Below are 23,355 nucleotides of genomic sequence, written 5' to 3'. Positions count from 1 at the left end.
ATTTTGAGCGGAGCTCAAAATTTATCCGGTCGGCTTACGCCGACCGCGCTGCGCTAAAAACGCGCCACGGGCGCGTTTTCTTTACGCTCCGCGCCCTGGCGGGTTCGAATCCCTCCTCCGCCGTATTTGCTTGTTAGGGACTCAAAACAAAAAAGCTCCCATTCCCGGGAGCTTTCTCAACCAAAATGGCGGAGGAGGAGGGATTCGAACCCTCGTGACCTTATACAGGCCAAACGGTTTTCGAGACCGCCGCATTCAACCACTCTGCCACCCCTCCGCGTGGGGTAAAAACAAAGCAGGCTCGAAGGCCTGCTTTGGAATTAACTGGCGGAGAGTCAGGGATTTGAACCCTGGAGACGCTTTTGACGCCTACACGATTTCCAATCGTGCTCCTTCGGCCACTCGGACAACTCTCCGTTAAATGCGAAAGTCAGTATACACGAGGAATCGCAAAGTGCAAACAGAAAAGTTGGCATTTTTTAAAACGCTTTGCCGCGCTTGGCGTTGCAGTGGGGTTTGAGGTGCCAAAAAACGGCTTCCGACCAGCCTGGTTGATCAACTCAATTGTTCAAAAGGGGTATTCATAAGCGACTTGGCAATGAATATAAAAATCTTTGGGTGGTGTTGTGGACCACTGGTATGCATTTTGCGACCACAACCTTGTACCCGTTGACCTGCGGCTTGGCTCAGCTTGTCCCCACGGCACCGTATCTTGTCCACAGATCCGTCAAGCTCTTGGTCGGCATTTGGTTGGAATGTGCATGAAACGTCGTGCGAGTATGGGCATATGTGGAGGTCATGAGGTTGTAGCTGCATATTCTTGCAGCCTAGGAGGTTGAAAGATATTATTACCAAGTCTTTTCCTGCTTCAGGCGCACCTTCACGACCTGAAGCCACATTTGCCCAGAGGAGGTGACAATATGAAGGCTTATGAACTGCTGTTCTTTGTTGACCCGTCGCTCGACCCCGAGACTCGTCTCGCTGTTATGAAGCGTATCGATACCACGATCGCTGAGGGCGCTGGCAAGGTCGACTCCGTTGACGAGTGGGGCAAGCGCAAGCTCGCCTACGAGATCAACGACCTCACCGATGGTGACTACACCCTCATCAACTTCCACGCAGATCCTACCCAGATCGCCGAGCTTGATCGCGTCCTGCGCATCACCGACGCTGTGGTCCGCCACATGATCGTCCGTCGCGACGACCAGGAGTAAGACTGTCGTTTTGGACTGGGCTTGTGCCCCAAGAGGAAGTAGTGAGTTATGAGCATCAATCGAGTGAACATCACCGGTAACCTCACCCGCGATCCCGAGCTGCGCGCCACCGCCGGCGGAACCCAGGTTCTGTCCTTTGGCGTCGCCGTGAACGATCGTCGCCGCAACGCGCAGACTGGCGAGTGGGAGGACTATCCCAACTTTGTCGACTGCACCATGTTCGGCACCCGCGCCGAGGCCGTGAGCCGTTTCCTGGCAAAGGGAAACAAGGTCGCGATCGAGGGCAAGCTGCGCTACAGCTCTTGGGAGCGCGACGGCCAGCGCCGGAGCAAGCTTGAGGTCATCGTCGATGAGATCGAGTTTATGAGCTCCCGTGGTGGCCAGGGTGGCTACGATCAGGGCGGTTACGCCCCCGCAGCTCCCGCGCCCGCAGCACGTCCTGCCGCACCGGTGGCTACGCCGCCCGCGGTCGACGTCTACGATGAGGACATCCCGTTCTAAGGGTTGTTCACCTATTTTTGAGTGAGAGGCGGCTTCGGTTCGCCGAAGTTGCCAAACGAAAGGTATTTTGACATGGCTAATGATTTTTCTGCACGTCAGCCGCGTCGTAAGTACTGCCAGTTCTGCAAGGAGAACACTGAGTTCATCGACTATAAGGACACTCAGCTTCTCCGTAAGTACATGACCGACCGTGGCAAGATCAAGCCCCGTCGCGTCACTGGCGCTTGCACGCAGCATCAGCATGACATCGCCAACGCCATCAAGCGCGCCCGCGAGATGGCTCTCCTGCCGTACACCGTCCCCGTGGTTTCCTCTCGTGGCAACCGCGACCGCGGCTAAGAAGGGAGACGCATCATGAAGGTTATTCTTCTCGATGAGATCAAGGGCAAGGGCGGCGAGGGTGACGTCGTAGAGGTCGCTCAGGGTTACGCTGAGAACTTCCTGTTCCCCAAGAAGCTCGCTGTTGCCGCCACCAAGGGCAACCTCAAGCAGCTTGACGAGCGTCGCAACAACATCGCCAAGCGCGAGGCCGTCCGTCTGGCTACCGCCAACGAGACCAAGGCTGCCTTCGAGGGCAAGACGGTCACCGTTGACGTCAAGGTCGGCGACGAGGGCATCCTCTTTGGCTCCGTTACCGCCGCTATGATCGCTGACGCCATCAAGGCTCAGCTCGGTATGGACATCGACCGCAAGCGCGTCGAGCTCGGTAAGCCCATCAAGGTTGCCGGTGCCCACACCGTTGCCATCTCGCTGTACCGCGAGATCAAGGCCGAGGTTGTCGTTCTCGTCGGCGTTACCGCCGAGGAGCTCGCTGCCGAGGCTGAGGTCGAGGAGGCCGCTGAGGTCGCCGAGGCCGAGACCGCCGAGGTCGAGACTGAGGCTGCTGCCGAGTAGCATTTGCTGCAACGCAACAATCTTGTTCTAAGAAGGGCGCTCTGGGAAACCAGGGCGCCCTTTTGTTTTTTGCGCTGAGTGAGTGTCATGGTGAACGTTGCGTCGAAGTCCTATATACAGGACCGTTCATCCGTTTGGTTCGGTGATGATTGGCCGCGCGCGGCGCGTTTTGGGACCGTGGCTGATACTATGGATGCTCGCAAGCGATATGAATGAGGATGCTCATGGCATATGACGATAGGGAGACCGGGCTGACGGTTGAGGACCGCGGCTCAAAGTTGGGTCTTCCCCAAAACCAAGATGCAGAGGCCAATGTGCTGGCCGCTATGCTGCTATCGCCCGAGGTGGTCGAAGAAGCCCAGGTCGAGCTGCAGCCCGATGACTTCTACCGGCCCATTCATAAGACCATCTATACCGCGATGGTCGATATGTACAACAGCCGCATTCCCATCGACTCCATCTCGCTGATCGATTACCTGCGAAGCATCAACAAGCTCGATGCCGTGGGCGGCGAAGCGTACATTTTGGAGTTGATGGGTCAGACCCTGTCGCTCGTCAACTGGCAGCATCATGCCGCCATCGTTCGCCGCGATTCGATGCTGCGTGAGCTGATCGGCGCCACCAACGAGATCAACGCGCTGGCATATAATGCCCCCACCGACACCAAAGAGGTTGTCGAGCTGGCCGAGAGCAAGCTACTCAAGGTTACGGCACGCGAGGTCAAGTCGAGTTACAAGACGTTGACCGAGTTTATGGTCGAGGCCTATAACGAGGCCGAGGAAGTGTGCCAGGCCGGTGGCCAGGCTGCGGGCGTGCCCACGGGCTTCCCGTCGCTCGACCGCATGCTCATGGGTTTTCGCGAAGGCCAGCTCATCATTATCGGCGCCCGTCCTGCTGTAGGTAAGACGTCGTTCGCTCTGAACCTGGCACTTAACGCTGCCGCTGCTGGTTATACCGTCGGCTTCTTCTCGCTGGAGATGTCGGGCAAGGAAATTGCCCAGCGTCTGATTTGCGCCTACGCCATGATCTCGATCAGTGACTTCCGCATGGGCCGTATTAGCCCCGAACAGTGGGCCAATATCAACGAGGCCACGCAGACCTTGTCCAAGCTCGATATTCTGATTGACGATACGCCCGGCACCACAGTGACCGAGATTCGCGCCAAGAGCCGCCGTATGCTCCATAACAAGGAGAAGGCAATCATCATCCTGGACTACCTGCAGCTGGTGAGTCCTCCGCCGGGACGCCGCTCCGAGAGCCGTACCGTCGAGGTTTCGGAGATGTCGCGTGGTCTGAAGATCATGGCCAAGGAGCTCAAGATCCCGCTCATCGCGCTGTCGCAGCTTTCGCGTCAGGTTGAATCCCGTACCGGCAAGCGCCCGCAGCTTTCCGACCTTCGTGAATCGGGCTCCATCGAGCAGGACGCCGATATCGTTATGTTCTTGGACCGCTCCGCCGACGAGGCCGAGGCCTCGCGCGACGATCGACCCGACGAGGGCGTCACGCGTATCGTCGTGGCCAAGAACCGTTCGGGCCCGATCGGCGACGTCGACCTGATGTTCCTGCCGGCATCCACCAAGTTCTATGAGCTTGATGGGGCACATGCCGAGGAGTAGGACAGGCGCCCGTTGCACGGGTATACTGGGAATGTTTTGTGCTTCTGCGTGCCGGCGTGGCGCGTAGACAGTCCATGAATGTAAGGAGTAAACATGCCGTCAACCGTTTTGGTCGGTGCCCAGTGGGGCGATGAGGGCAAGGGTAAGATTTGCGACCTAGTCGCCGGCGACTTCGATGCCGTCGTGCGCTACTCGGGCGGCAACAACGCCGGTCACACCATCGTCGTCAACGGCAAGAAGTACGGCCTGCACCAGGTGCCCTCCGGCATCATGTATTCCGACCACGTGTCGGTGATCGGTAACGGCTGCGTCGTCAACCCCAAGGTTGTCCTTGAGGAGATCGATATGTTCGAGGCCGACGACATCACCACCAAGAACCTCAAGATTAGCGGCAACGCGCATGTCATCATGCCGTACCACATCGATCTGGATGGCGCCTTTGAGCAGAAGCTCGGCAAGAAGAACATCGGTACCACCAAGCGCGGCATCGGTCCGTGCTATCAGGACAAGATGGTCCGCATTGGCCTGCGCATGCAGGACATGCTGGACGAGGCGCTGTTCCGCGACAAGCTGGAGACCGCTCTCGCCCGCGTGAACCCCGAGCTCGAGCTCATCTACAACCTGCCCACCTACACCGTGGACCAGATTTGCGACGAGTACCTGCCGATGGCCGAGCGCCTGCGTCCCTACATCACCGAGACGAGCCTGCTGCTCAACAACATGATCGATGAGGGCAAGGACCTGCTGTTTGAGGGCGCCCAGGCGACGCTGCTCGACATCGACCACGGCACCTATCCGTACGTGACGTCTTCCAACTGCACCGCCGGCGGCGCCATTACCGGTTCCGGCGTCGGCATGAAGAACGTCGACCGCGTGCTGGGCGTCATGAAGGCCTATATCACCCGCGTCGGTTCGGGCCCCATGCCCACCGAGCTTTCCTATGAGTCCGAGGCCGGTCACACGCTGACCGAGGAGGGCTATGAGTACGGCGTGACCACCGGTCGCCGTCGTCGCTGCGGCTGGTTCGACGGCCCTATTGCCAACTACGCCTCGCGCGTCAACGGCCTCACCGATATCGCCATGACCAAGCTCGACGTGCTTTCGGCCTTCGACACCATCAAGGTGTGCGTGGCCTACGACGTCGATGGCGAGCGCTATACCAGCGTGCCCGAGCATCAGGTTCGCTTTGAGCACGCCAAGCCCATCTACGAGGAGCTTCCTGGTTGGAAGTGCGATATCACTGGCTGCCGCAGCTTTGAGGAGCTGCCGCAGGAGGCTCAGGACTACGTGGCGTTTATCGAGGATCTGGCACACACCCGCGTGACGTTCGTTGGCGTTGGCGCTGGTCGCGAGCAGATCATCAACCGATTCTGGAAGTAATCGGGACTATTTGGTTATTGCGATATACCCCTTTGCAGCCCGGACGGGCGGCCGAGGGGTATATTTGCTTGCAAAGGGCTCGCGCGGAGCGGGCCGTTCATCCATAGAGGAGGCACCCTTGAAGGCGGACACTCAAACCATCGACATCCTGTTGTTGGGCAGCGGCGGCCGCGAGCATGCTTTGGCAGCTAAGCTCGCAGCATCACCGCGCGCCGGCAAGCTCTACATCGCGCCGGGTAACGGCGGCACTGCGAGCTGCGGCGAGAACGTTGTTCTCGACGACTGCGATCCTGCGGCCGTGGCGGCGTTTGCGCAGAGCCACGGATGCGGACTCGTGGTGATTGGCCCCGAGGCTCCGCTCGTGGCGGGCGTGGCCGACGCCGTGCGCGCGGCGGGTATTCCCTGCTTTGGCCCGGCTGCCGAGGGCGCCCAGATGGAGGGCTCCAAGCTGTTCTCCAAGCAGCTCATGGAGCGTGCCGGTATCCCGACGGCAGCCTACGGCTCGTTTACCGACGAGGCTTCGGCTCTTGCCTATGTGCGTGAGCAGGGCGCTCCGCTGGTCGTCAAGGCTGACGGCCTGGCCGCAGGCAAGGGCGTTATCGTGGCGACTGAGCTCGAGCAGGCCGAAGAGGCCGTGCGCGAGTGTTTTGGCGGCACCTTTGGCGATGCCGGCAATACCGTGGTCATCGAGGAGATGCTCGTTGGTCCTGAGTGCTCGCTGCTGGCCTTTACCGACGGCAAGACCGTGCGCCCCATGGCCACTTCGCAGGACCACAAGCGTGCGCTCGAGGGCGACAAGGGTCCCAACACCGGTGGCATGGGCGTTTACAGCCCGGTGCCCATCGTGACTGACGAGGAGCACGCCACGATGGTGAAGGTCATGGAGCAGACCGTGGCCGAGCTCGCTGCCGAGGGCATCGACTACCGCGGCTGCCTGTATGGCGGCTTTATGCTCACCCCCGCCGGCCCCAAGGTGCTGGAGTTCAACGCCCGCTTTGGCGACCCCGAGACGCAGGTCGTGCTGCCGCGCCTCAAGAACGACCTGGTCGAGGTTATGCTCGCCTGCGCCAACTGCGAGCTTGATCAGATTGAGCTCGACTGGCGTGACGAGTGGGCCGTGGCTGTTGTTCTGACGAGCGCGGGCTATCCCGGCAGCTACGAGAAGGGCAAAGTCATCACCGGCATCGCCGATGCCGAGGCCATGGAGAACGTGACCGTGTACCACGCGGGCACTGCCGTGGTGGACGGCCAGCTCGTGACCAATGGTGGCCGCGTGCTTGCCGTGACCGCTCTGGGCGACACGTTCGAGAATGCTCGCAACCTTGCCTACGAGGCCTGCGAGAAGATTGATTTTGAGGGCAAGACCCTGCGTCACGACATCGGCCTGCGCGCGCTGCGCGGCCGCGACGCCTGGGATGCCTAAAATCCGAGAGGAATGAGACGGATGGACGAGAAGAACGAAGAGCTCGTGGACGCGCAGATCGTCGAAGAGGACAGCCGCATGTATGGGCACGCCGAGGGCGAGCCTGGTGGCGAGGTCGCTGACGAGCCGGCACTGGTGCTGGGCGACGACGACCCGCACGATGCCGAGCTGCACGAGAAGATTCTTTCGGAGGAGTGCGCCTGGAAGGGCAAGATCCTCGACGTCCACCGTCTTGAGGTTGAGCTGCCCAACGGTCACCGCAGCGCCCGCGATATCGTTCGCCATCCGGGTGCGGCGGCCGTTGTGGCACTGACCGAGAGCGGCAAGATCGTACTGGTGCGTCAGTACCGCACCGCCATCGACCGCGTGACGGTCGAGATTCCCGCCGGCAAGCTCGATCCAGGCGAGGACCCGCTCGATTGCGCCAAGCGCGAGCTGCATGAGGAGACGGGCTTTAGGGCTGGTCGCATTCGCTTTTTGACGTCGATTGTCACGTCCTGTGGTTTTTGCGATGAGATTATCCACATCTACTTGGCTACCAAGCTCGAGTTTGATGCGCCCAACCCCGATGATGACGAGTTTGTCAACGTGGACCTGGTGCCGCTGCACGAGCTGATCGACGCCGTACTCGACGGCAAGATCGAAGACGCCAAGACCGTCGTAGGCGCCTTGGCCTGCGACAGCATCGCGCACCGCCTTGGGGGCACGGAGCTCTAGGTTACGCGGTTTTACCAAACCGCGTAACGAGTCGACGCTGCAAACGCCCCTAAGCGGCAATCTGCCTTTCAATCGTCGCTCGCGTACCGAAGTACGCGTCGCTCCTCTTTCAAGGCACCTTGCTCGCTTAGGGACGTTTTCGCTGACGTTGCTAGAACATCGGCGTTATGTTTGTTGGGACGCTTTGTTTTCAGCCCGACCGGCTCAACCGGATTTATCACGCTATTTATTTCTCTTCGAGGACTGCATGTTTAAGAGGTTTCTTTCGTATTACGAGCCCCAGATGGGGCTTTTTGTTGCTGATACTGTTTGTGCTCTGGTGCTTGCCGCCATTGACCTTGCTTTTCCTATTATTCTGCGTAATTTGACCGGTGGGCTATTTACTCAGGGTCAGGCTGCCATTATGCAGGCGCTCGGCATGATCGCGGTGGGCTTGGTGCTGATGTATGCCGTCCGCTGCGCCTGCCGCTACTTTGTGAGCTATTGGGGCCACGTGATGGGCGCGCGCATGGAGTCCAAAATGCGCGAGGACCTGTTCGACCAGTATGAGCGCTTTAGCTTTGCGTACTTCGACCGCAACAGCTCGGGTGACATGATGAGCCGCGTGGTCAGCGACCTGTTCGATATCTGCGAGGCGGCGCATCACGTACCCGAGTGGATCATCATCTGCGGTATCGAGATTATCGGCTCGTTTGTGATCCTCTTTACCATCGCTCCGGTGCTGGCGCTTGCCATGGCCGTGGTGACGGCGGCGTTTGCGGTCGTCATGTTTTGGCAGAACATGCGCATGCGCGAGGTCTTTAGCGACAACCGCAAGAAGATCAGCGGCATTAATGCACAGCTGCAGGATTCTCTGGCGGGCATGCGCGTGGTCAAGAGCTTTGCCAACGAGGAGACCGAGCGTGCCAAGTTCCGTGCCTCTAACGACCGCTACCTTTTGTCCAAGGAGAACATGTATCACGCCATGGGCGTCTATACCGCGACGTATGGCCTGCTCTCGGGTGTGCTCTATGTGATCGTGGTGCTGCTGGGCGGCTGGCTGGTCGCCAAGGGACAGCTGCAGGCGGTCGATATGGCGACCTTTGCACTCTATATTTCGCTGTTCTGCACGCCGCTCGAGACACTCGTCAATTCGGCCGAAACGTATCAGAAGGCTATCGCCGGCTTTAAGCGTATGGACGAGGTGCTCTCGACGGCGCCGGATATCCAGGACAAGCCGGGCGCTACGGATCTGCAGGTGACTGCCGGCGCCGTGGAGTATCACGACGTGTGCTTTAACTACGAGGATGTTGAGCTGGGCGAGGGCTATGCCGACGAGCGTCCCGTTATCGACCATATGGACCTGTCCATCAAGCCCGGGCAGACCATCGCTTTGGTTGGCCCTTCGGGCGGCGGCAAGTCCACGACCTGTTCGCTGCTGCCGCGCTTTTATGACGTGGCTACCGGATCCATTAGCATCGACGGTCAGGACGTGCGCGATGTGACGCAGCAGAGCCTGCGCCGCGCCATCGGCCTGGTGCAGCAGGATGTCTATCTGTTTGACGGCACGATTGGCGAGAACATCGCCTACGGCAAGCCGGGCGCTACGGCAGAAGAGATCGCCGAGGCCGCCCGTCGCGCCAACATCGATGCCTTTATCGAGTCGCTTCCGCAGGGCTACGACACCGTGGTGGGCGAGCGCGGCAGCCGTCTTTCGGGCGGACAGAAGCAGCGCGTTGCCATCGCGCGCGTGTTTCTCAAGAACCCCAAGATCCTGATTTTGGACGAGGCGACGAGTGCTTTGGATAACGAGAGCGAGGAGGCGGTGCAGGAGTCACTCGAAGAGCTGGCACGCGGCCGCACCACGATTATCATCGCCCACCGTCTTTCGACCATTAAGCATGCCGATGAGATTGCGACCGTTGAGCATGGTCGCGTTGTGGAGCGTGGCACGCACGAGGAGCTTCTCGCCCGTGGCGGCACCTATGCCCGTTACTATCGAATGCAGTTCGAAGGTGCGCGTGCGCACGAGCTCGACTGATTGATATGACAGGAAGTTTATGGCTGACAAGAACCCTTTGACTCCGGAAGAAGTGACGGAGTTATTCTCCGAAATCGATGCATCCGGCGTCTTGGATCCCACGCTCGCCAAAAAGCGTACCGAGCGCATGCGTGAGAAGGAGGCTGCGGCCAAGCGCGGTGACAAAGCGGCGCTAGCGCAGCTGCGCAGCGAGGACCGCGCGAGCCAGGCAAAACATATCGACCCGCTGTCCGAGGACGATCCTTCGGGCTCGCAGGTGAGCCATACCATTACGAAGACCGCGATGGCCGTGGTCATCGGTATTTTGGTGCTGATCGTGGGCATGCAGATTGGCTACGGCGTGATGCGTCGTCTGAACACCGCCAACCTGTCCGAGAGCGTTTCGGTCGATACCGTTTCGACCGCGCTCAAGGGTGGACTTGAATGGGGCAACGGCTTTACGCAGTTCCCGCTCGACTTTACCGTCGATGAAGCCGATGAGCGTACGGGCACGGTCGAGGTGACGGTGTTGGACACATCGTCTGCCAACGAGCTCGAGCTGCTGTCCAACGGGCAGATCCAGGCCGCGGCGCTTGCGACCAACGCGCTGCTCAACGATAAGATCGACCGCGTGGTGTATAACGTTCACGCCTATATCGACGAGGATAGCAACATTCAGCACGATTCCTTCTTTGGCATGTTCCCCGCGCGGGGCCACCAGAGCGCCATTTTGACGTTCGTGTGGACCAAGAGCTCATCCAACGCCACGAGTATCGACTGGAAGATGCGCATCGTGAGTATGGATGACACCATCGCCGAACGCATTCAGAAGCAGGTGAACTCGGTGTCGTCGTTGATTGAGGACCCGGTGGTGAGCCAGACCAAGATTGACGAGGAAAAGGCCGAGCGTGACCTGGAACATCGTCTGCATGGCCGCGAGATTTTCCGCGGCGGCAAGCCCGATCGCACACCGTCCGAACTGCTGGAGCAGGACAAGAAAAAATAAGACGCCATCATCCCGCGTGAGCCACAAGCCCCGCGGGATGTTTTTTTTGGGACGGGGATTAAAAAACATTATGCATAGAAAGTCATAATTATCATTTCGTAAACATTTCGATGAAATTAACGCCATGAGGCATGCTTGCGGTTACAATACCGCGAGGCCTAACTACACACCTTTAAGCCGGTCCTGTGAGACCGGGAAGGAGAATTATGGCGAACAACCATACCGCGGGCGCTGCCGCCCGCACCTTCGCGCCCAGCGAGCTTTGCCAGCGTATGCTGGCCAAAACCAGCAAGGGCACCTGCGGTCCCTGCATCCTGTATCTTGAGGATGGGACCATTTTTTATGGACGTGCATGCGGCGCCAAGGGCACCGCGACCGGCGAAGTCTGCTTCAACACCTCGCTCGAGGGCTACTTTGAGGTCATGACCGACCCAAGTTATGCCGGCCAAATCGTAACCATGACCTATCCGCAGATCGGCAACTACGGTATCGACGAGACCGACGTCCAGTCGGCCTTCCCCGGCGACGCCGTGCGCCCTGCGAGCGCTCCGGCCATGCGCGGCATGATCGTTCGCGACATGTGCGCCACGCCTTCTAACTGGCGTTCGGCCGTCAGCGTGCCGGAGTATCTGCGCGCCCACGGCATCGTCGCTATCGAGGGCGTCGACACCCGCGCTCTGGTGCGCCATCTGCGCGACAATGGTTCCAAGATGGGCATTATCTCGACCGAGATCTTCGACGTCGACGAGCTTGCCGAGCGTCTGGCCGCAGCGCCCACGCTGGTAGGCGAGAACCTGGTGAAGACCGTAAGTTGCCCCGCGCCTCACGAGTTTGTGGCCGCCGACCTGCCTGCCACGCATGACTTTGCACTTGCGGTTGCCGCTCCTGCCCGTCACAAAGTGGTCGCCTACGACTGCGGCGTCAAGCGCGGCATTCTGGAGGGCCTCGTCCGCGCCGGCTGCGACCTTACTGTCGTGCCGTGGGATACGCCTGCGAGTGAGGTGCTCGACATGAATCCCGATGGCGTCTTTTTGTCCAACGGCCCCGGCGACCCCGATGCCGTGGTGGAGACCTACGAGCAGGTGCAGCAGCTGATCGGCAAGGTGCCGGTCTTTGGCATTTGTCTTGGTCACCAGATGATTAGCCTGGCCTGCGGCGCCCAGATGGAAAAGCTTAAGTTCGGTCACCGCGGTGGCAACCAGCCGGTCATGAACCTGGTAAGCCGTCGCGTGGAGATCACCGCGCAAAACCATGGCTTTGGCCTGCTGTTCCCCAGCTTGGGCAATCTTGTCCCCGAGCTTTCCGGCGGCGAGACCGAGCATGCGGCCGATGGAGATCTGCGCGTCTGGGTGCGCCGCGGAATCGCGCCGGTCGTGATGAACGAGCGCTTTGGCCGCATTCGCCTAACACATGTGAATCTCAACGACGGCACCGCCGAGGGTATCCAGCTGCTCGACGCCCCGTGCTTCTCGGTCCAGTACCACCCCGAGGCTTCGCCTGGCCCCACCGATGCCCACTATCTCTTTACCGCCTTTACGCGACTCATGGACGGCGAGGAGAACTACCTGGACATCGACACCGCGAAGGACCGCCTCGCCGGCTGGAATTTTGCCGAGACCGCCGCGACCGAGACCGAGGAGAACTAACATGCCGAAACGTACTGACATCAAGCGCATCCTTGTCATTGGTTCGGGCCCCATCGTTATTGGCCAGGCATGTGAGTTCGACTACTCCGGCGCCCAGGCCTGCAAGGTGCTCAAGGAGGATGGCTTTGAGGTCATCCTGGTCAACTCCAACCCGGCGACCATCATGACCGACCCGGGTCTTGTCGACCGCACCTATGTCGAGCCCATCACCGCCGAGTTTATCGAGCGCGTGATCAAGAAAGAGCGTCCGGACGCGCTGCTGCCCACGCTGGGCGGCCAGACCGGTCTGAACGCCGCCGTCGAGCTGGCGAAAGACGGCACGCTCGACAAGTACGGCGTCGAGATGATCGGCTGCGACCTGGCCGCCATCGAGCGCGGCGAGGACCGCAAGCTCTTTAACGAGGCCATGGCCGAGATTGGCCTGGAGGTCGCGCGCTCGGGCTATGCCTACAGCGTGGCCGACGCCGAGGCTATCGCCGAGCGCGTGGGCTATCCCTGCGTACTGCGCCCGAGCTTTACCCTCGGCGGCGCCGGCGGCGGCATCGCTCACACCCACGAGGAGCTCGTCTCCATCGTGAGCCAGGGCCTCGAGCTCTCGCCCGCCCACGAGGTGCTGGTCGAGGAGTCCATCGAGGGCTGGAAAGAGTATGAGATGGAGGTCATGCGTGACCACGCCGGCAACGGCATCATCGTGTGCTCCATCGAGAACCTCGACCCCATGGGCGTGCATACCGGTGACTCCATCACCGTGGCGCCGGCGCAGACGCTCTCCGACCTTGAGTATCAGCGCATGCGCGTGGCCTCGCTCGCCATTCTGGAGAAGATCGGCGTCGAGACCGGCGGCTCCAACGTGCAGTTTGCCGTGAACCCCCGGACCGGCCGCCTGATCGTCATCGAGATGAACCCGCGCGTGAGCCGTTCGTCCGCACTGGCCTCCAAGGCCACGGGTTTCCCCATTGCCAAGGCCGCCGCACGCCTGGCAGTGGGCTACACGCTCGACGAGATCGTCAACGACATCACCAAGGCCACGCCCGCCTGCTTTGAGCCCACAATCGACTACTGTGTGGTCAAGGTGCCGCGCTTTGCCTTCGAGAAGTTCAAGGGTACCGACCCCACGCTCACCACGCGCATGAAGGCCGTGGGCGAGATCATGGCGATCGGCCGCACCTTCGAGGAAGCCTTTGGCAAGGCCATGCGTTCGCTGGAGGACGGGCATCAGGGCATTTGCGTCGGTGGCAAGGAGGGTGCCGACAAGCTGAGCGACGATGAGCTCGCTCAAGCCGTGGCAACGCCGACCGAGCACCGCATTTTCTTTGTGGTCGAGGCTCTGCGCCGCGGCTGGGATATCACCCGCATCCATGCCATCTGCGGCATCGATCCGTGGTACCTCAACCGCATCAACGACATGGTGCAGGTTCAGGAGAGCATCCGCGGCATGCGTGTGGAGGACATTGATGCCGACGCGATGCGCCTGCTCAAGCAGTATGGCACGAGTGACGCCGAGATTGCCGCGCTGACCGGCTCGGACGAGCGCTTTGTGCGCGCCTACCGCAAGGGCCTGGGTGTGGTTCCCAGCATGAAGACGGTCGATACCTGCGCGGCCGAGTTCTCGAGCGCCACGGAGTACCATTACAAGACCTACGAGAACATCTACCGCACGAGCCCGGTCGCCAAAAAGTGTGTGGCCCCCGACGAGACCACGCCGGTAGATAAGCCCAAGGCGATGATCCTGGGTGCCGGACCCAACCGTATCGGCCAGGGCATCGAGTTTGACTACTGCTGCGTGCATGCGAGTTATGCGCTGGCGGCCCGTGGCTTTGAGACCATCATGGTCAACTGCAATCCCGAGACCGTCTCGACCGACTACGACACGTCCGACCGCCTGTATTTTGAGCCGCTCACCTACGAGGACGTCATGGACGTCATTGACGTTGAGCGTCCCGACGGCGTCGTGGTGACGCTCGGCGGCCAGACCCCGCTTAAGCTGGCGCGCATGCTCGAGGAGAGTGGCGTCAACATCATGGGCACCAAGCCCGATGCCATCGACTTTGCCGAGGACCGCGAGCGCTTTGCCGCCCTGCTCGACAAGCTGGGCATTATGTATCCGCCGGCGGGCCAGGCAACCTCGTTTGAGGAGGCCGAGGCCGTGGCCGCGCACATCGGCTATCCGCTGCTGGTGCGTCCGAGCTACGTGCTGGGCGGCCGCGGTATGATGATCGCCTACGATGCCGAGCATCTGCGCGATTACATGGCCGAGGCCGCGCGCATTAGCCCCGACTACCCGGTGTATCTGGACCGCTTCCTGGAGGGCGCAATCGAGTCGGACGTCGACGCTCTGTGCGACGGCGAGGAGGTCTACATCGGCGGTATCCTGGAGCATATCGAGGAAGCCGGTATCCACTCCGGCGACTCCGCGACCTGCATTCCGCCGTTCAGCTTTAGCGAGAGCCTGCAGGCAAAGCTTCGCGAGACCACACGCCGCATCGCGATGGCGCTGGGCGTGCGCGGCCTGGTCAACGTGCAGTACGCCATTAAGGGCGAGACCGTTTACGTGATCGAGGCCAACCCGCGCGCAAGCCGTACCGTGCCGTTTATCTCCAAGGCCACCGGTGTGCCACTGGCCAAGTGTGCCGCACGTATCATGGCGGGCGATTCCATCGCGAGCTTGGGCCTGCCGAGCGACGAGCGCCAGCTGGACTGGTTCTGCATGAAGGAAGCCGTTATGCCCTGGGGTCGTTTCCCGGGCGCTGACGTTATCCTGGGGCCCGAGATGAAGTCGACGGGCGAGGTCATGGGTATCGCCAAGAGCTATCCCGAGGCATACGCCAAGACGCAGCTGGCGATTGACTACAAGCTGCCCGACCCGAGCGCCGGCAAGGTGTTCATTAGCGTGTGCGACCGCGACAAGCGTCACATCCTTTCGGTCGCGCGTATCCTGCGCTACCTGGGCTTTGATATCTGCTCCACCGAGGGAACGGCGCGCGTGCTGCGTGGAGGCAACGTGACGTGCGAGGTTGTGGAAAAGATCAGCGGCCCGCACGACGGCGAGCGTCCCAACATCGGCGACCTGATCGCCGACGGCAAGATCGCGGTGATCGTCAATACGCCGTATGGCCCGGGTTCGCGTGGCGACGGCTATCTGTTGCGTACCGAGGCGGTGCGCCGCGGCGTGACCTGTGTGACCGCGATGTCTGCCGCCAACACGTACGTGAGTGCCATCGAGGCCGTGCGCGAGGACCAGCAGGGTCACGGCAGCGCCAACGACATGGGCATGGACGTCATCGCCCTGCAGGACCTGCCGCAGTACACGGTGTAGTGTGACCTGTCCGGCCGGGGCGGGAGGGGCCGAGATTTCCCCCTTTCGCTCCGGCTGCAAGCAGAGTCGCTCAGGAGGAAACTCGGCCCCTCCCGCCCCGGCCTGCGGTGACTCGGTTGCACCGTGTGCTGCCAAAGGGGCTTTGCGCGATGACTAGGGCTAAATAAAAAGTGAGTGTGGGATCCGCCGTTCGTTCGAACGGCGGATTCCACGTTAATAATTCAGCCAACGTACGTCATAGCAATTCCCGGTAGGTCGAGGGTGCCCCGCGGCGGTCTGGTGTTTTCATCTGAACGACTTTGCGAAGCAACCGGAGTGAAGATGAAAACACCAGACCGCCGCGGGGCACCCGCAGACCGCAGGGACGGGAGCAGCTATACTACTCTCAGTAGTTAAGGGTCGCGGATCCGCCGCGTCACCGCTCTCAACAGGAGGTCTTTGTTTATGGCAGATCAAAAGCCGGTTGTCGGGATCATCATGGGCTCCAAGTCCGATCTGGGTGTTATGGAAGGCTGCACCGCCGAGCTCGAGGCACTGGGCGTGCCCTATGAGCTCGTGATTGCAAGCGCGCACCGCACGCCGGCGAAGGTCCACGAGTGGGCTTCGACTGCTGCCGATCGCGGTATCAAAGTGATTATCGCTGCCGCCGGCAAGGCCGCTCACCTGGGTGGTGTCGTGGCTGCCTTTACGCCGCTGCCGGTCATCGGCGTGCCTATGAAGACGAGTGACCTGGGCGGCATGGATTCGCTGCTGTCGATGGTGCAGATGCCTTCGGGCGTGCCCGTGGCCTGCGTTGCCATCAACGGCGCCAAGAACGCCGCCATCTACGCCACGCAGATTCTGGGCGCTTGCGACCCCGAGTACCGCAAGGTTATCGAGAAGATGAAGCAGGAGATGGCCGACGCCTAGGCGTTCCGCCGTTTCACCGCAGTATAAGGAGAGCCATGTCCGACTATCAGGGAAAACGATTCAAGGCTTCTCAGATTCCCGATCCGTCGAAGCCGGGTGCTGCCCATGCGGCACAGCAGGGTCGGACATCCTCTCCTCAGCAGCCGCGCGCGCCGCGCCCCGTGACGCCGGCGACGCATCGTCGACAGGACGCGCCAGCCGCATATCGACCTTCATCTTATAGCAACGCTAAGAAGCCGCCCCGGTCTTCATCGCATGCCGCGCCGTCGGATTACACCGAGCCGCCGCGCAAAAAGCGCCGCTCCATTATTCCCATTCTGCTCATCATCATCGGCATCGGCCTGATTGTTGCCGCCGCTGCCATCTTTATCAATGCTCAGATTGGCTATAAACAGGCAAGCGATTCGTACCAGAAAATCGAGAAGCAATATGTAAGCGATAAGGACGCCAGCGGCGTGCCGATTATCGACTTCGATGCACTTGCCCAGACAAATCCCGAGGTTGTGGGTTGGATTTACGCGCCAGGAACCAACATCAACTATCCCGTGGTGCAGACCAACAACAACTCCAAATACCTCAACACGCTGTTCGACGGTACGGCCAATGCATCCGGGGCCATTTTCCTGGATAGCAATGACACCGCGCCGGGCATGGTGGATCAGCAGACCACGATCTACGGCCACCACATGAATGACGGGTCGATGTTCAACGTGATTTCGGACACCACTGATCAGGCAACGTTCGATAGCATCGAGTTCGTGTATTACATCACACGGGATGCTACGTATAAACTGCGACCACTGGCGACCAAAGTTGTCGAGGACACGTATGCCAAGGCGCGCACACCCAATTTTGAGGGCGACGACGGGCTCAAGAACTACCTGTCCGAGATGCTCGACGGGGCTTCTGCCGTGGCGAGCGATGCCACCGATCGCGCCGCTTCGGCAACCAAGGTCGTAACGCTTGTGACCTGTCGTTCGTTATCGCTGAGCAACACACGTGCCGTCATGGTGCTCACGCCGGTCGAGGAATAGATTATGGGCTACTCAATGACGGTGAAAGGGGAAATGATGCTCGAGAATGGCAAAACGATGCCTTCGGTTGATGCTTGGCTGCGCGAGGCCAAGGCCGATGCTTCGGCGGCAGGCTGTGGGATGTATCTGACGCATAACGGCGTGGTGCGCGCGACGCCCAAGGCCGAGGCGCGCGGTGTCGAGACCGATGGCGTGGCGCCGGGCCACAAGGTGGGCGGCATGGTGTTCGGCTACGACGCCAGCAAGGTACAGGCTGCTATCGAGGCCACGCGCGCGATGCCAGGTATCGGCTATGTGCGCGTGTGGCTGGCAAGCGGCGAGCTTGCCGTAGGTGACGACATCATGCTCGTGCTCATCGGCGGGGACATTCGCCCGCACGTGGTCGATGCGCTGCAGGCGCTCGTCGGCACCATCAAGAATGAATGCGTGAGTGAGGTCGAGCGCGAGGCGTAGAGGCTTGCGTCGATAGAAGGCTCGTTTATAAAAATGCCCGCCGGTACGTGTGATACCGGCGGGCATTTTGCGTTTTGGGCGCGGTTGGCGCTACACGCGCGTCGCATCCTTGGGTCTCATGGTCATGCTCTGGAAGCGATTCTCCATAAAGTCATTATCGAAGTACTTGCCGTAGAACTGCGCAACGGGAATATCCGGTTCCGTGCCGTTGACGCGCTGATACCAATAATCGAGCGACTGCAGCGTCATGACGCCATCGACCAGCATAATGATGGTGAAGATGACGGTAGCCGAGTAGCGGCTCTTCCACGGAATCATGTTGATGAGCTTGAGCAGCCTCGGCAGCAGCAGCTTGATCCAGATGAGGCCACCCAGGCCCCACAGGCAGGCGAAGCCCGTGCAGGTACGTCCGCCGGTAAGGACGGCGAGCGGATCGGGCATGCCAAAGAGCTTCATATGCGAGTAGCTCCACGAGACCACGCCAAACGAGGTCTGCATAAACCAGCCCACGAACACCTCAAAGCTTGCGCCGAGCAGCGCGCTCACCAAAAAGATAATGATGGGGTTCTTTTTGTAGAAGCGGTTGAGCACCATGGTCATGAGTACGGCGCCAAATCCGTAGATGGGGCTGAAGGGGCCAAACAGCATGCCGGCGCGGTTCTGGTAGACGCCCGGGTCGTCGACCGTCATGTGCCAGATGTCCTCGGCGATCAGGCCGAGTATGCAGCAGACAAAGAATACCCAGAACAGGTTGAAGTAGTTGAGCTTGATGTAGCCTTCGCCGGTTTCATCGCGCCCGAGCATGCCCTCGGCTGCGGCGTCGCGATCGAGCATCTCCTGCAGGCGGCGCTGCAGCTCGCGCTCCTGGCGCAGCGTGGGGTCGACGGTGGCCGAAAGCGCGACGAGGATACCGAGCTGGATGGCAGGGCGCAGCAAGAAAGGCCCGATGCCCTGGAGCATCACGTCAACCAAAAGCTCGACGACGGTGAATGCAATAAGGATGTAGGACAGGCGAGCGGCGTTGCGGCGCTGGTTTTTGATGAGGTCCAGGCCAAAGATGATCAGGATGACGGCGCTTGCCGCAGAGAGCATGATGCCGGCGACGATAAGGCCGACCGCGACGAGCGTGTTGTCGCCGAGCTTGGCGGCGGCGTTGCCGTTGATGAGCGCGGTGATGACCTGCCACATAAAGGCGCCGACCGAAGGGAGCGTGCCCACGCCGGACAGGATGCACAGGACGGCGTACACCTTAATGATGAGGGGGATCTTCTTGACCTCCGTGGCGCTGGGGACGCTGGGGTCGAGTTCGTTTCGATCCATATAGAACCTTTCTCGTTTTGCTGTAGGTGCAAGGATACGCCGCCGACCTGCTAAAAGACAGGACAAACGACCCAATTGCAGCAATGTAAGCCCTAGCGGTGGACGAGACGCGTCGCGACGGAAGCATGCGAGATCGTCGGCCCCGAGGCGGTTGCCCAATAAAATGTTTGGCTGCAAAACGGATTATAAGCTCGGTGGGCTTTTAAAAAGCGCTGTTCATGCGCAGGAGTGCTTGTCTTGCCGTGCGTATAATAGGGCAGGTAACGCCAAATAACGAGGCTCTGAGGGGATGCCATGTCTCAAGAAACCATCCGCGCGGCCGAGCGTGCCGCGGGACAGGTGAAGACCATGTCGACGTATGATCCGGACTCCGACCAGCTGCATGAGGAATGCGGCATTTTTGGTGTGTGGGCACCCGATCGCGATGTGGCTCGACTGACGTACTTTGGTCTGCGCGCGCTGCAGCATCGCGGCCAGGAATCGGCGGGAATCGCCGTGGGTGATGGCGGCACGGTTATGGTCCGCAAGGATCTGGGCCTGCTCGACCGCGTGTTCTCCAACGCCGACCTGTCGACACTCTCCGGCCAGCTGGCCGTGGGCCACGTGCGCTATGGCACCGCCGGTGCCAAGAGCTGGGAAGCCTCGCAGCCGCATCTTTCCACCATCAACAGCGTCATTATCGCGCTTGCTCACAACGGCACTCTGGTCAACACCGACGAGCTACGCCGCCAGCTGATCGAGCTGGGCGTGCCGTTCCTCTCCAATTCGGATTCCGAGGTCGCGACCAAACTCATCGGCTACTTTACTCAGCGTACAGGCCATCTGCGCGAGGGCATTCGCAAGACCATGGAGCTCGTGCGTGGCGGCTACGCCATGACGCTCATCAACGAGCAGGCGCTCTACGCATTCCGCGATCCGCACGGCATTCGCCCGCTCGTGCTGGGCAAGCTGGTGGACGAGGGTCTGGACCAGGCCGATGCCGCATCCGTTTCGCAGCTGCCGTCGCAGGACGGTGCCGCTACGGTCGACGCCACCACCCATGTCACGCGCGCCGGCGGCTGGGTCGTTGCCTCCGAGACGTGCGCGCTCGATATCGTGGGCGCCGAGTATGTTCGTGATGTCCGACCCGGCGAGATCTTGCGCATCAGCGCCGAGGGTCTGGTATCCGAGCAGGGCGTGCCTGCAGCCGAAGAGCCCGCCAACTGCATCTTTGAGCAGGTCTACTTCGCCCGTCCCGACTCCATCATGAACGGCAAGAGCGTCTATGCCTGCCGTTACGACATGGGTCGTCAGCTGGCACACGAGGAGCCCGTCGAGGCCGACCTGGTCATCGGCGTGCCCGACTCCGGCCTGCCGCCCGCGGAGGGGTATTCGCACGAGAGCGGTATTCCCTTTGGCGAGGGCCTTATCAAGAACCGCTACGTGGGCCGTACGTTTATCGAGCCCACGCAGGAGCTGCGCGCCATGGGCGTGCGTATGAAACTCAACCCGCTGCGCGACAACATCGAGGGCAAGCGCCTGGTCGTCATCGACGACTCCATCGTGCGCGGCACCACCATGGTGCAGCTCGTCAAGATGCTACGCAACGCTGGCGCCAAGGAGATTCATATCCGCATCAACTCGCCCGAGGTCATCTGGCCGTGCTTCTACGGCATCGATACCGACGTGCAGTCGCAGCTTATCAGTGCCAACAAGACGGTCGATGAGATTTGTGAGTATATCGGCGCCGATTCGCTGGCCTTCCTTTCGGTCGAGGGCCTGCTTAAGGTCATGCCCAAGGGCGGTTACTGCGATGCGTGCTTTACCGGCCGCTACCCCGTGGCGATTCCCGAGAGCTTTGGCCGCGACAAGTTCATGGAGGGCTTTAAGCCCCGCAACCTAGACAAGCCGCTGCACTTTGACGACGACGCCGTGGTCGAGAAATACGACGACCGCAGCTGGGAAGAGGAACACGGCGAGGCCTAAAACCTGCCATGTAGGGACAGGTTTATTTTGGTAGGTTTTACCTGCTGTTTTGTTGATATGACGGCGCGCGTTGTTATGGCGCGCGCCGAAATGAACGCAACTATGAGCACCGTTTGGCGCCCGCGCGGCGCCACGGTAGTGGGAGAGGAAGGCTCAGATGAGCGACAGCAAGCATGTGACGTATGAGGATGCCGGCGTCGATACCGCCGAGGGCGGCCGTGCCGTTGACGCTATTAAGCAGATGGTTAAGGACACCAACCGTCCCGAGGTCATCGGCGGCATCGGTGGCTTTGGTGGCCTGTTCTCGGCTGCCGCGCTTAAGGATATGGAAGACCCGATTCTGATTAGCGGTACCGACGGCGTGGGCACCAAGCTCGTGCTCGCTCAGATCATGGACCGTCACGAGACGGTGGGCCAGGACCTGGTTGCTATGTGCGTCAACGACATTCTGGCTTCGGGCGCCGAGCCGCTGTTCTTCCTGGACTACGTTGCCATCGGCCACATCGAGGCCGAGCACATGGCAAAGATCATCAAGGGTGTGGCCGACGGCTGCAAGCTCGCGGGCTGCGCGCTCGTGGGCGGTGAGATGGCCGAGCACCCCGGCGTCATGGCTCCTGCCGACTACGACCTTGCCGGATTTACCGTGGGCGTCGTCGACCGTCCCAAGATGCTCGACCCCGCGAACGTCCGCCCCGGCGACGTGATCCTGGGCCTGCCTTCCACTGGCGTGCACTCCAACGGCTACTCGCTCGTGCGCAAGGTCATTGGCGTCGACGGCATTAAGCCGGGCACGCCCGAGGCCGCCGCTAAGGCCGAGGAGCTGAGCCGTCCGCTCGAGGAACTCGGCGGCGCATCGCTGGCAGACGCCCTGCTGGCTCCCACGCGCATCTACGTCAAGCCGATTCTGGAGCTGCTGCGCGGCGGCGCCAACGTACACGCTATCGCCCACATCACTGGCGGCGGTATTACCGAGAACCTCAACCGCGCGCTTGCCGACGACGTCGATGCCGTGGTCACCCGTAACGGCGTCGAGATGGGTTGGGACGTTCCGCCCGTCATCACCTACGTCTCGCGCCAGGCCGAGCTCGCGCCCAATGAGGCATGCAAGACCTTCAACATGGGCGTTGGCCTGTGCCTGATCGTCGCCCCCGAGGACGAGGCCGCGGTGACCGAGGCTCTGGTCGCGCTGGGCGAGAAGCCGTTCCGCGTGGGCGAGTGCGTCGAGGGTTCCGGTAAGGTCGTGTACTCCGATGAGCGCTAACGAGCAGATGGCTGCTGCCGCGAGCCTGGGCTTTGTGCCCTACACCCGTCCGACCGGCACCGATACGGCCGAGCCGCTCAAGATCGGTGTGCTCATCAGTGGTTCGGGTACCAACCTGCAGGCGCTGATCGACCTGATCGCCGCCGGCAAGCTCAACGCTTCGATTGAGCTTGTGGTGTCGAGCCGTCCTTCGGCTAAGGGTTTGCAGCGCGCTGAGCGCGCGGGCATCCAGACGCTCACGCTGTCCAAGGATGTCTATGCCGACCCCATCGCCGCCGACGAGATCATTGCGCACGAGCTGCTCGAGCGCGGTTGCGAGTATGTGGTCATGGCCGGTTACATGCGCATGGTGCACACGCCGCTGCTGGCGGCGTTTCCCAACCGCGTGGTCAACTTGCATCCGGCACTGCTGCCGAGCTTTACCGGCGCGCATGCGATCGACGATGCCTTTGCGCGCGGCGTCAAGGTAACCGGTGTGACCGTGCACTTTGCCAACGAGATCTACGACAACGGCCCCATCATCGCCCAGCGCGCGCTGGCTGTTGAGGAGGGCTGGGACGTCGACAGGCTCGAGGAGCACATCCACGCGATTGAGCACGTGCTGTATCCCGAGGTCGTGCAGATGCTCGCCGACGGTCGCGTCCACGTGCTGGAGAACGGCAAGGTCGCAATTGACGCGCCTCGCGGCTAGCGGCGCACAG

General features: G+C 61.0%; 19 protein-coding genes and 2 tRNA genes. 18 read left to right on the top strand and 3 right to left on the bottom strand.

What is annotated here, in order from left to right:
• Positions 1-186 precede the first annotated feature (186 nt).
• Both AAA021_RS00925 and AAA021_RS00920 read right to left on the bottom strand, forming a co-directional pair.
• Positions 187-277, bottom strand: a tRNA-Ser gene (locus AAA021_RS00925).
• Between the two features lie 48 nt (positions 278-325).
• Positions 326-416: transfer RNA gene (locus AAA021_RS00920), tRNA-Ser, on the bottom strand.
• A gap of 504 nt (positions 417-920) precedes the next feature.
• Here AAA021_RS00920 and rpsF point away from each other — a divergent pair.
• From rpsF to AAA021_RS00845, 15 genes are all read left to right on the top strand, one after another.
• Positions 921-1,214 carry a 30S ribosomal protein S6 gene (gene rpsF, locus AAA021_RS00915; RefSeq protein WP_006235831.1) on the top strand — a complete coding sequence of 98 codons (294 nt, stop codon included), beginning with the start codon at positions 921-923 and terminating at the stop codon, positions 1,212-1,214.
• A gap of 48 nt (positions 1,215-1,262) precedes the next feature.
• On the top strand, positions 1,263-1,715 hold the full coding sequence (gene ssb, locus AAA021_RS00910) for a single-stranded DNA-binding protein (protein WP_006235830.1): 453 nt from the start codon (positions 1,263-1,265) through the stop codon (positions 1,713-1,715).
• A 72-nt stretch (positions 1,716-1,787) separates the two neighbouring features.
• Positions 1,788-2,054 (top strand): 30S ribosomal protein S18, encoded by a 267-nt coding sequence (gene rpsR, locus AAA021_RS00905; protein ID WP_006235829.1) that lies wholly within the window; start codon positions 1,788-1,790, stop codon positions 2,052-2,054.
• Positions 2,055-2,069: 15 nt separating this feature from the next.
• Positions 2,070-2,609: a 50S ribosomal protein L9 gene (gene rplI, locus AAA021_RS00900; RefSeq protein WP_022094073.1), complete on the top strand. Its 540-nt coding sequence runs from the start codon at positions 2,070-2,072 to the stop codon at positions 2,607-2,609.
• Positions 2,610-2,833: 224 nt separating this feature from the next.
• Positions 2,834-4,225, top strand: coding sequence for a replicative DNA helicase (dnaB, locus tag AAA021_RS00895; RefSeq protein ID WP_022094074.1), 1,392 nt, complete (start codon positions 2,834-2,836; stop codon positions 4,223-4,225).
• Positions 4,226-4,318: 93 nt separating this feature from the next.
• Entirely contained in the window at positions 4,319-5,605 is a 1,287-nt protein-coding gene (locus AAA021_RS00890) for an adenylosuccinate synthase (RefSeq protein ID WP_349087596.1), read from the top strand.
• Positions 5,606-5,723: 118 nt separating this feature from the next.
• Positions 5,724-7,028, top strand: a complete 1,305-nt coding sequence (purD, locus tag AAA021_RS00885) for a phosphoribosylamine--glycine ligase (RefSeq protein ID WP_349087595.1) — start codon at positions 5,724-5,726, stop codon at positions 7,026-7,028.
• A 21-nt stretch (positions 7,029-7,049) separates the two neighbouring features.
• Positions 7,050-7,745 carry an NUDIX hydrolase gene (locus AAA021_RS00880; RefSeq protein ID WP_195363837.1) on the top strand — a complete coding sequence of 232 codons (696 nt, stop codon included), beginning with the start codon at positions 7,050-7,052 and terminating at the stop codon, positions 7,743-7,745.
• A gap of 247 nt (positions 7,746-7,992) precedes the next feature.
• Positions 7,993-9,765 (top strand): ABC transporter ATP-binding protein, encoded by a 1,773-nt coding sequence (locus AAA021_RS00875; RefSeq protein ID WP_349087593.1) that lies wholly within the window; start codon positions 7,993-7,995, stop codon positions 9,763-9,765.
• 19 nt (positions 9,766-9,784) lie between these two features.
• Complete coding sequence (locus tag AAA021_RS00870; RefSeq protein ID WP_006235822.1) at positions 9,785-10,750, top strand: hypothetical protein; 966 nt, start codon at positions 9,785-9,787, stop codon at positions 10,748-10,750.
• 206 nt (positions 10,751-10,956) lie between these two features.
• A complete protein-coding gene (gene carA, locus AAA021_RS00865; protein WP_349087591.1) occupies positions 10,957-12,396 on the top strand; it encodes a glutamine-hydrolyzing carbamoyl-phosphate synthase small subunit in 1,440 nt (479 codons plus the stop codon).
• A 1-nt stretch (position 12,397) separates the two neighbouring features.
• Positions 12,398-15,712: a carbamoyl-phosphate synthase large subunit gene (gene carB, locus AAA021_RS00860; RefSeq protein ID WP_349087590.1), complete on the top strand. Its 3,315-nt coding sequence runs from the start codon at positions 12,398-12,400 to the stop codon at positions 15,710-15,712.
• A 444-nt stretch (positions 15,713-16,156) separates the two neighbouring features.
• Positions 16,157-16,621: a 5-(carboxyamino)imidazole ribonucleotide mutase gene (gene purE / locus AAA021_RS00855; RefSeq protein WP_006235810.1), complete on the top strand. Its 465-nt coding sequence runs from the start codon at positions 16,157-16,159 to the stop codon at positions 16,619-16,621.
• Positions 16,622-16,656: 35 nt separating this feature from the next.
• Complete coding sequence (locus AAA021_RS00850) at positions 16,657-17,655, top strand: sortase (protein WP_349087589.1); 999 nt, start codon at positions 16,657-16,659, stop codon at positions 17,653-17,655.
• A 3-nt stretch (positions 17,656-17,658) separates the two neighbouring features.
• Positions 17,659-18,108, top strand: a complete 450-nt coding sequence (locus tag AAA021_RS00845) for a molybdenum cofactor biosynthesis protein MoaE (protein WP_349087588.1) — start codon at positions 17,659-17,661, stop codon at positions 18,106-18,108.
• Positions 18,109-18,198: 90 nt separating this feature from the next.
• On the opposite strand, the gene AAA021_RS00840 is transcribed toward AAA021_RS00845, so the two are convergent.
• Positions 18,199-19,428, bottom strand: coding sequence for a putative ABC transporter permease (locus AAA021_RS00840; protein ID WP_349087586.1), 1,230 nt, complete (start codon positions 19,426-19,428; stop codon positions 18,199-18,201).
• Positions 19,429-19,722: 294 nt separating this feature from the next.
• On the opposite strand from AAA021_RS00840, the gene AAA021_RS00835 reads away from it, so the two are divergent.
• The 3 genes from AAA021_RS00835 (at position 19,723) to purN (ending at position 23,345) form a co-directional block, all read left to right on the top strand.
• The gene (locus AAA021_RS00835) at positions 19,723-21,393 is read left to right on the top strand and encodes an amidophosphoribosyltransferase (protein WP_138113623.1); all 1,671 of its coding nucleotides are present in this window, start codon (positions 19,723-19,725) and stop codon (positions 21,391-21,393) included.
• A 157-nt stretch (positions 21,394-21,550) separates the two neighbouring features.
• Complete coding sequence (gene purM, locus AAA021_RS00830; protein WP_349087584.1) at positions 21,551-22,654, top strand: phosphoribosylformylglycinamidine cyclo-ligase; 1,104 nt, start codon at positions 21,551-21,553, stop codon at positions 22,652-22,654.
• Positions 22,644-23,345 (top strand): phosphoribosylglycinamide formyltransferase, encoded by a 702-nt coding sequence (gene purN / locus AAA021_RS00825; RefSeq protein ID WP_349087583.1) that lies wholly within the window; start codon positions 22,644-22,646, stop codon positions 23,343-23,345. The genes purM and purN overlap by 11 nt, the downstream gene beginning before the upstream one ends.
• The last annotated feature ends 10 nt before the right edge of the window (positions 23,346-23,355 follow it).

This window comes from Collinsella sp. CLA-JM-H32, from assembly GCF_040098165.1.
Lineage (GTDB): Bacteria > Actinomycetota > Coriobacteriia > Coriobacteriales > Coriobacteriaceae > Collinsella.
Note: the sequence above shows the minus strand (reverse complement) of the source record. Positions and strands in the feature narration are given on the sequence as shown.

What these genes read in the sequence shown, in the direction of transcription:
- carA (WP_349087591.1), top strand. Translation starts at nt 10,957, where the DNA reads ATGGCGAACAACCATACCGCGGGCGCTGCCGCCCGCACCTTCGCGCCC.
- AAA021_RS00840 (WP_349087586.1), bottom strand. Translation starts at nt 19,428, where the DNA reads ATGGATCGAAACGAACTCGACCCCAGCGTCCCCAGCGCCACGGAGGTC.
- AAA021_RS00850 (WP_349087589.1), top strand. Translation starts at nt 16,657, where the DNA reads ATGTCCGACTATCAGGGAAAACGATTCAAGGCTTCTCAGATTCCCGAT.
- dnaB (WP_022094074.1), top strand. Translation starts at nt 2,834, where the DNA reads ATGGCATATGACGATAGGGAGACCGGGCTGACGGTTGAGGACCGCGGC.
- AAA021_RS00870 (WP_006235822.1), top strand. Translation starts at nt 9,785, where the DNA reads ATGGCTGACAAGAACCCTTTGACTCCGGAAGAAGTGACGGAGTTATTC.
- AAA021_RS00890 (WP_349087596.1), top strand. Translation starts at nt 4,319, where the DNA reads ATGCCGTCAACCGTTTTGGTCGGTGCCCAGTGGGGCGATGAGGGCAAG.
- purM (WP_349087584.1), top strand. Translation starts at nt 21,551, where the DNA reads ATGAGCGACAGCAAGCATGTGACGTATGAGGATGCCGGCGTCGATACC.
- AAA021_RS00835 (WP_138113623.1), top strand. Translation starts at nt 19,723, where the DNA reads ATGTCTCAAGAAACCATCCGCGCGGCCGAGCGTGCCGCGGGACAGGTG.
- rpsR (WP_006235829.1), top strand. Translation starts at nt 1,788, where the DNA reads ATGGCTAATGATTTTTCTGCACGTCAGCCGCGTCGTAAGTACTGCCAG.
- rpsF (WP_006235831.1), top strand. Translation starts at nt 921, where the DNA reads ATGAAGGCTTATGAACTGCTGTTCTTTGTTGACCCGTCGCTCGACCCC.
- purE (WP_006235810.1), top strand. Translation starts at nt 16,157, where the DNA reads ATGGCAGATCAAAAGCCGGTTGTCGGGATCATCATGGGCTCCAAGTCC.
- carB (WP_349087590.1), top strand. Translation starts at nt 12,398, where the DNA reads ATGCCGAAACGTACTGACATCAAGCGCATCCTTGTCATTGGTTCGGGC.
- AAA021_RS00880 (WP_195363837.1), top strand. Translation starts at nt 7,050, where the DNA reads ATGGACGAGAAGAACGAAGAGCTCGTGGACGCGCAGATCGTCGAAGAG.
- AAA021_RS00875 (WP_349087593.1), top strand. Translation starts at nt 7,993, where the DNA reads ATGTTTAAGAGGTTTCTTTCGTATTACGAGCCCCAGATGGGGCTTTTT.
- purN (WP_349087583.1), top strand. Translation starts at nt 22,644, where the DNA reads ATGAGCGCTAACGAGCAGATGGCTGCTGCCGCGAGCCTGGGCTTTGTG.
- ssb (WP_006235830.1), top strand. Translation starts at nt 1,263, where the DNA reads ATGAGCATCAATCGAGTGAACATCACCGGTAACCTCACCCGCGATCCC.
- rplI (WP_022094073.1), top strand. Translation starts at nt 2,070, where the DNA reads ATGAAGGTTATTCTTCTCGATGAGATCAAGGGCAAGGGCGGCGAGGGT.
- AAA021_RS00845 (WP_349087588.1), top strand. Translation starts at nt 17,659, where the DNA reads ATGGGCTACTCAATGACGGTGAAAGGGGAAATGATGCTCGAGAATGGC.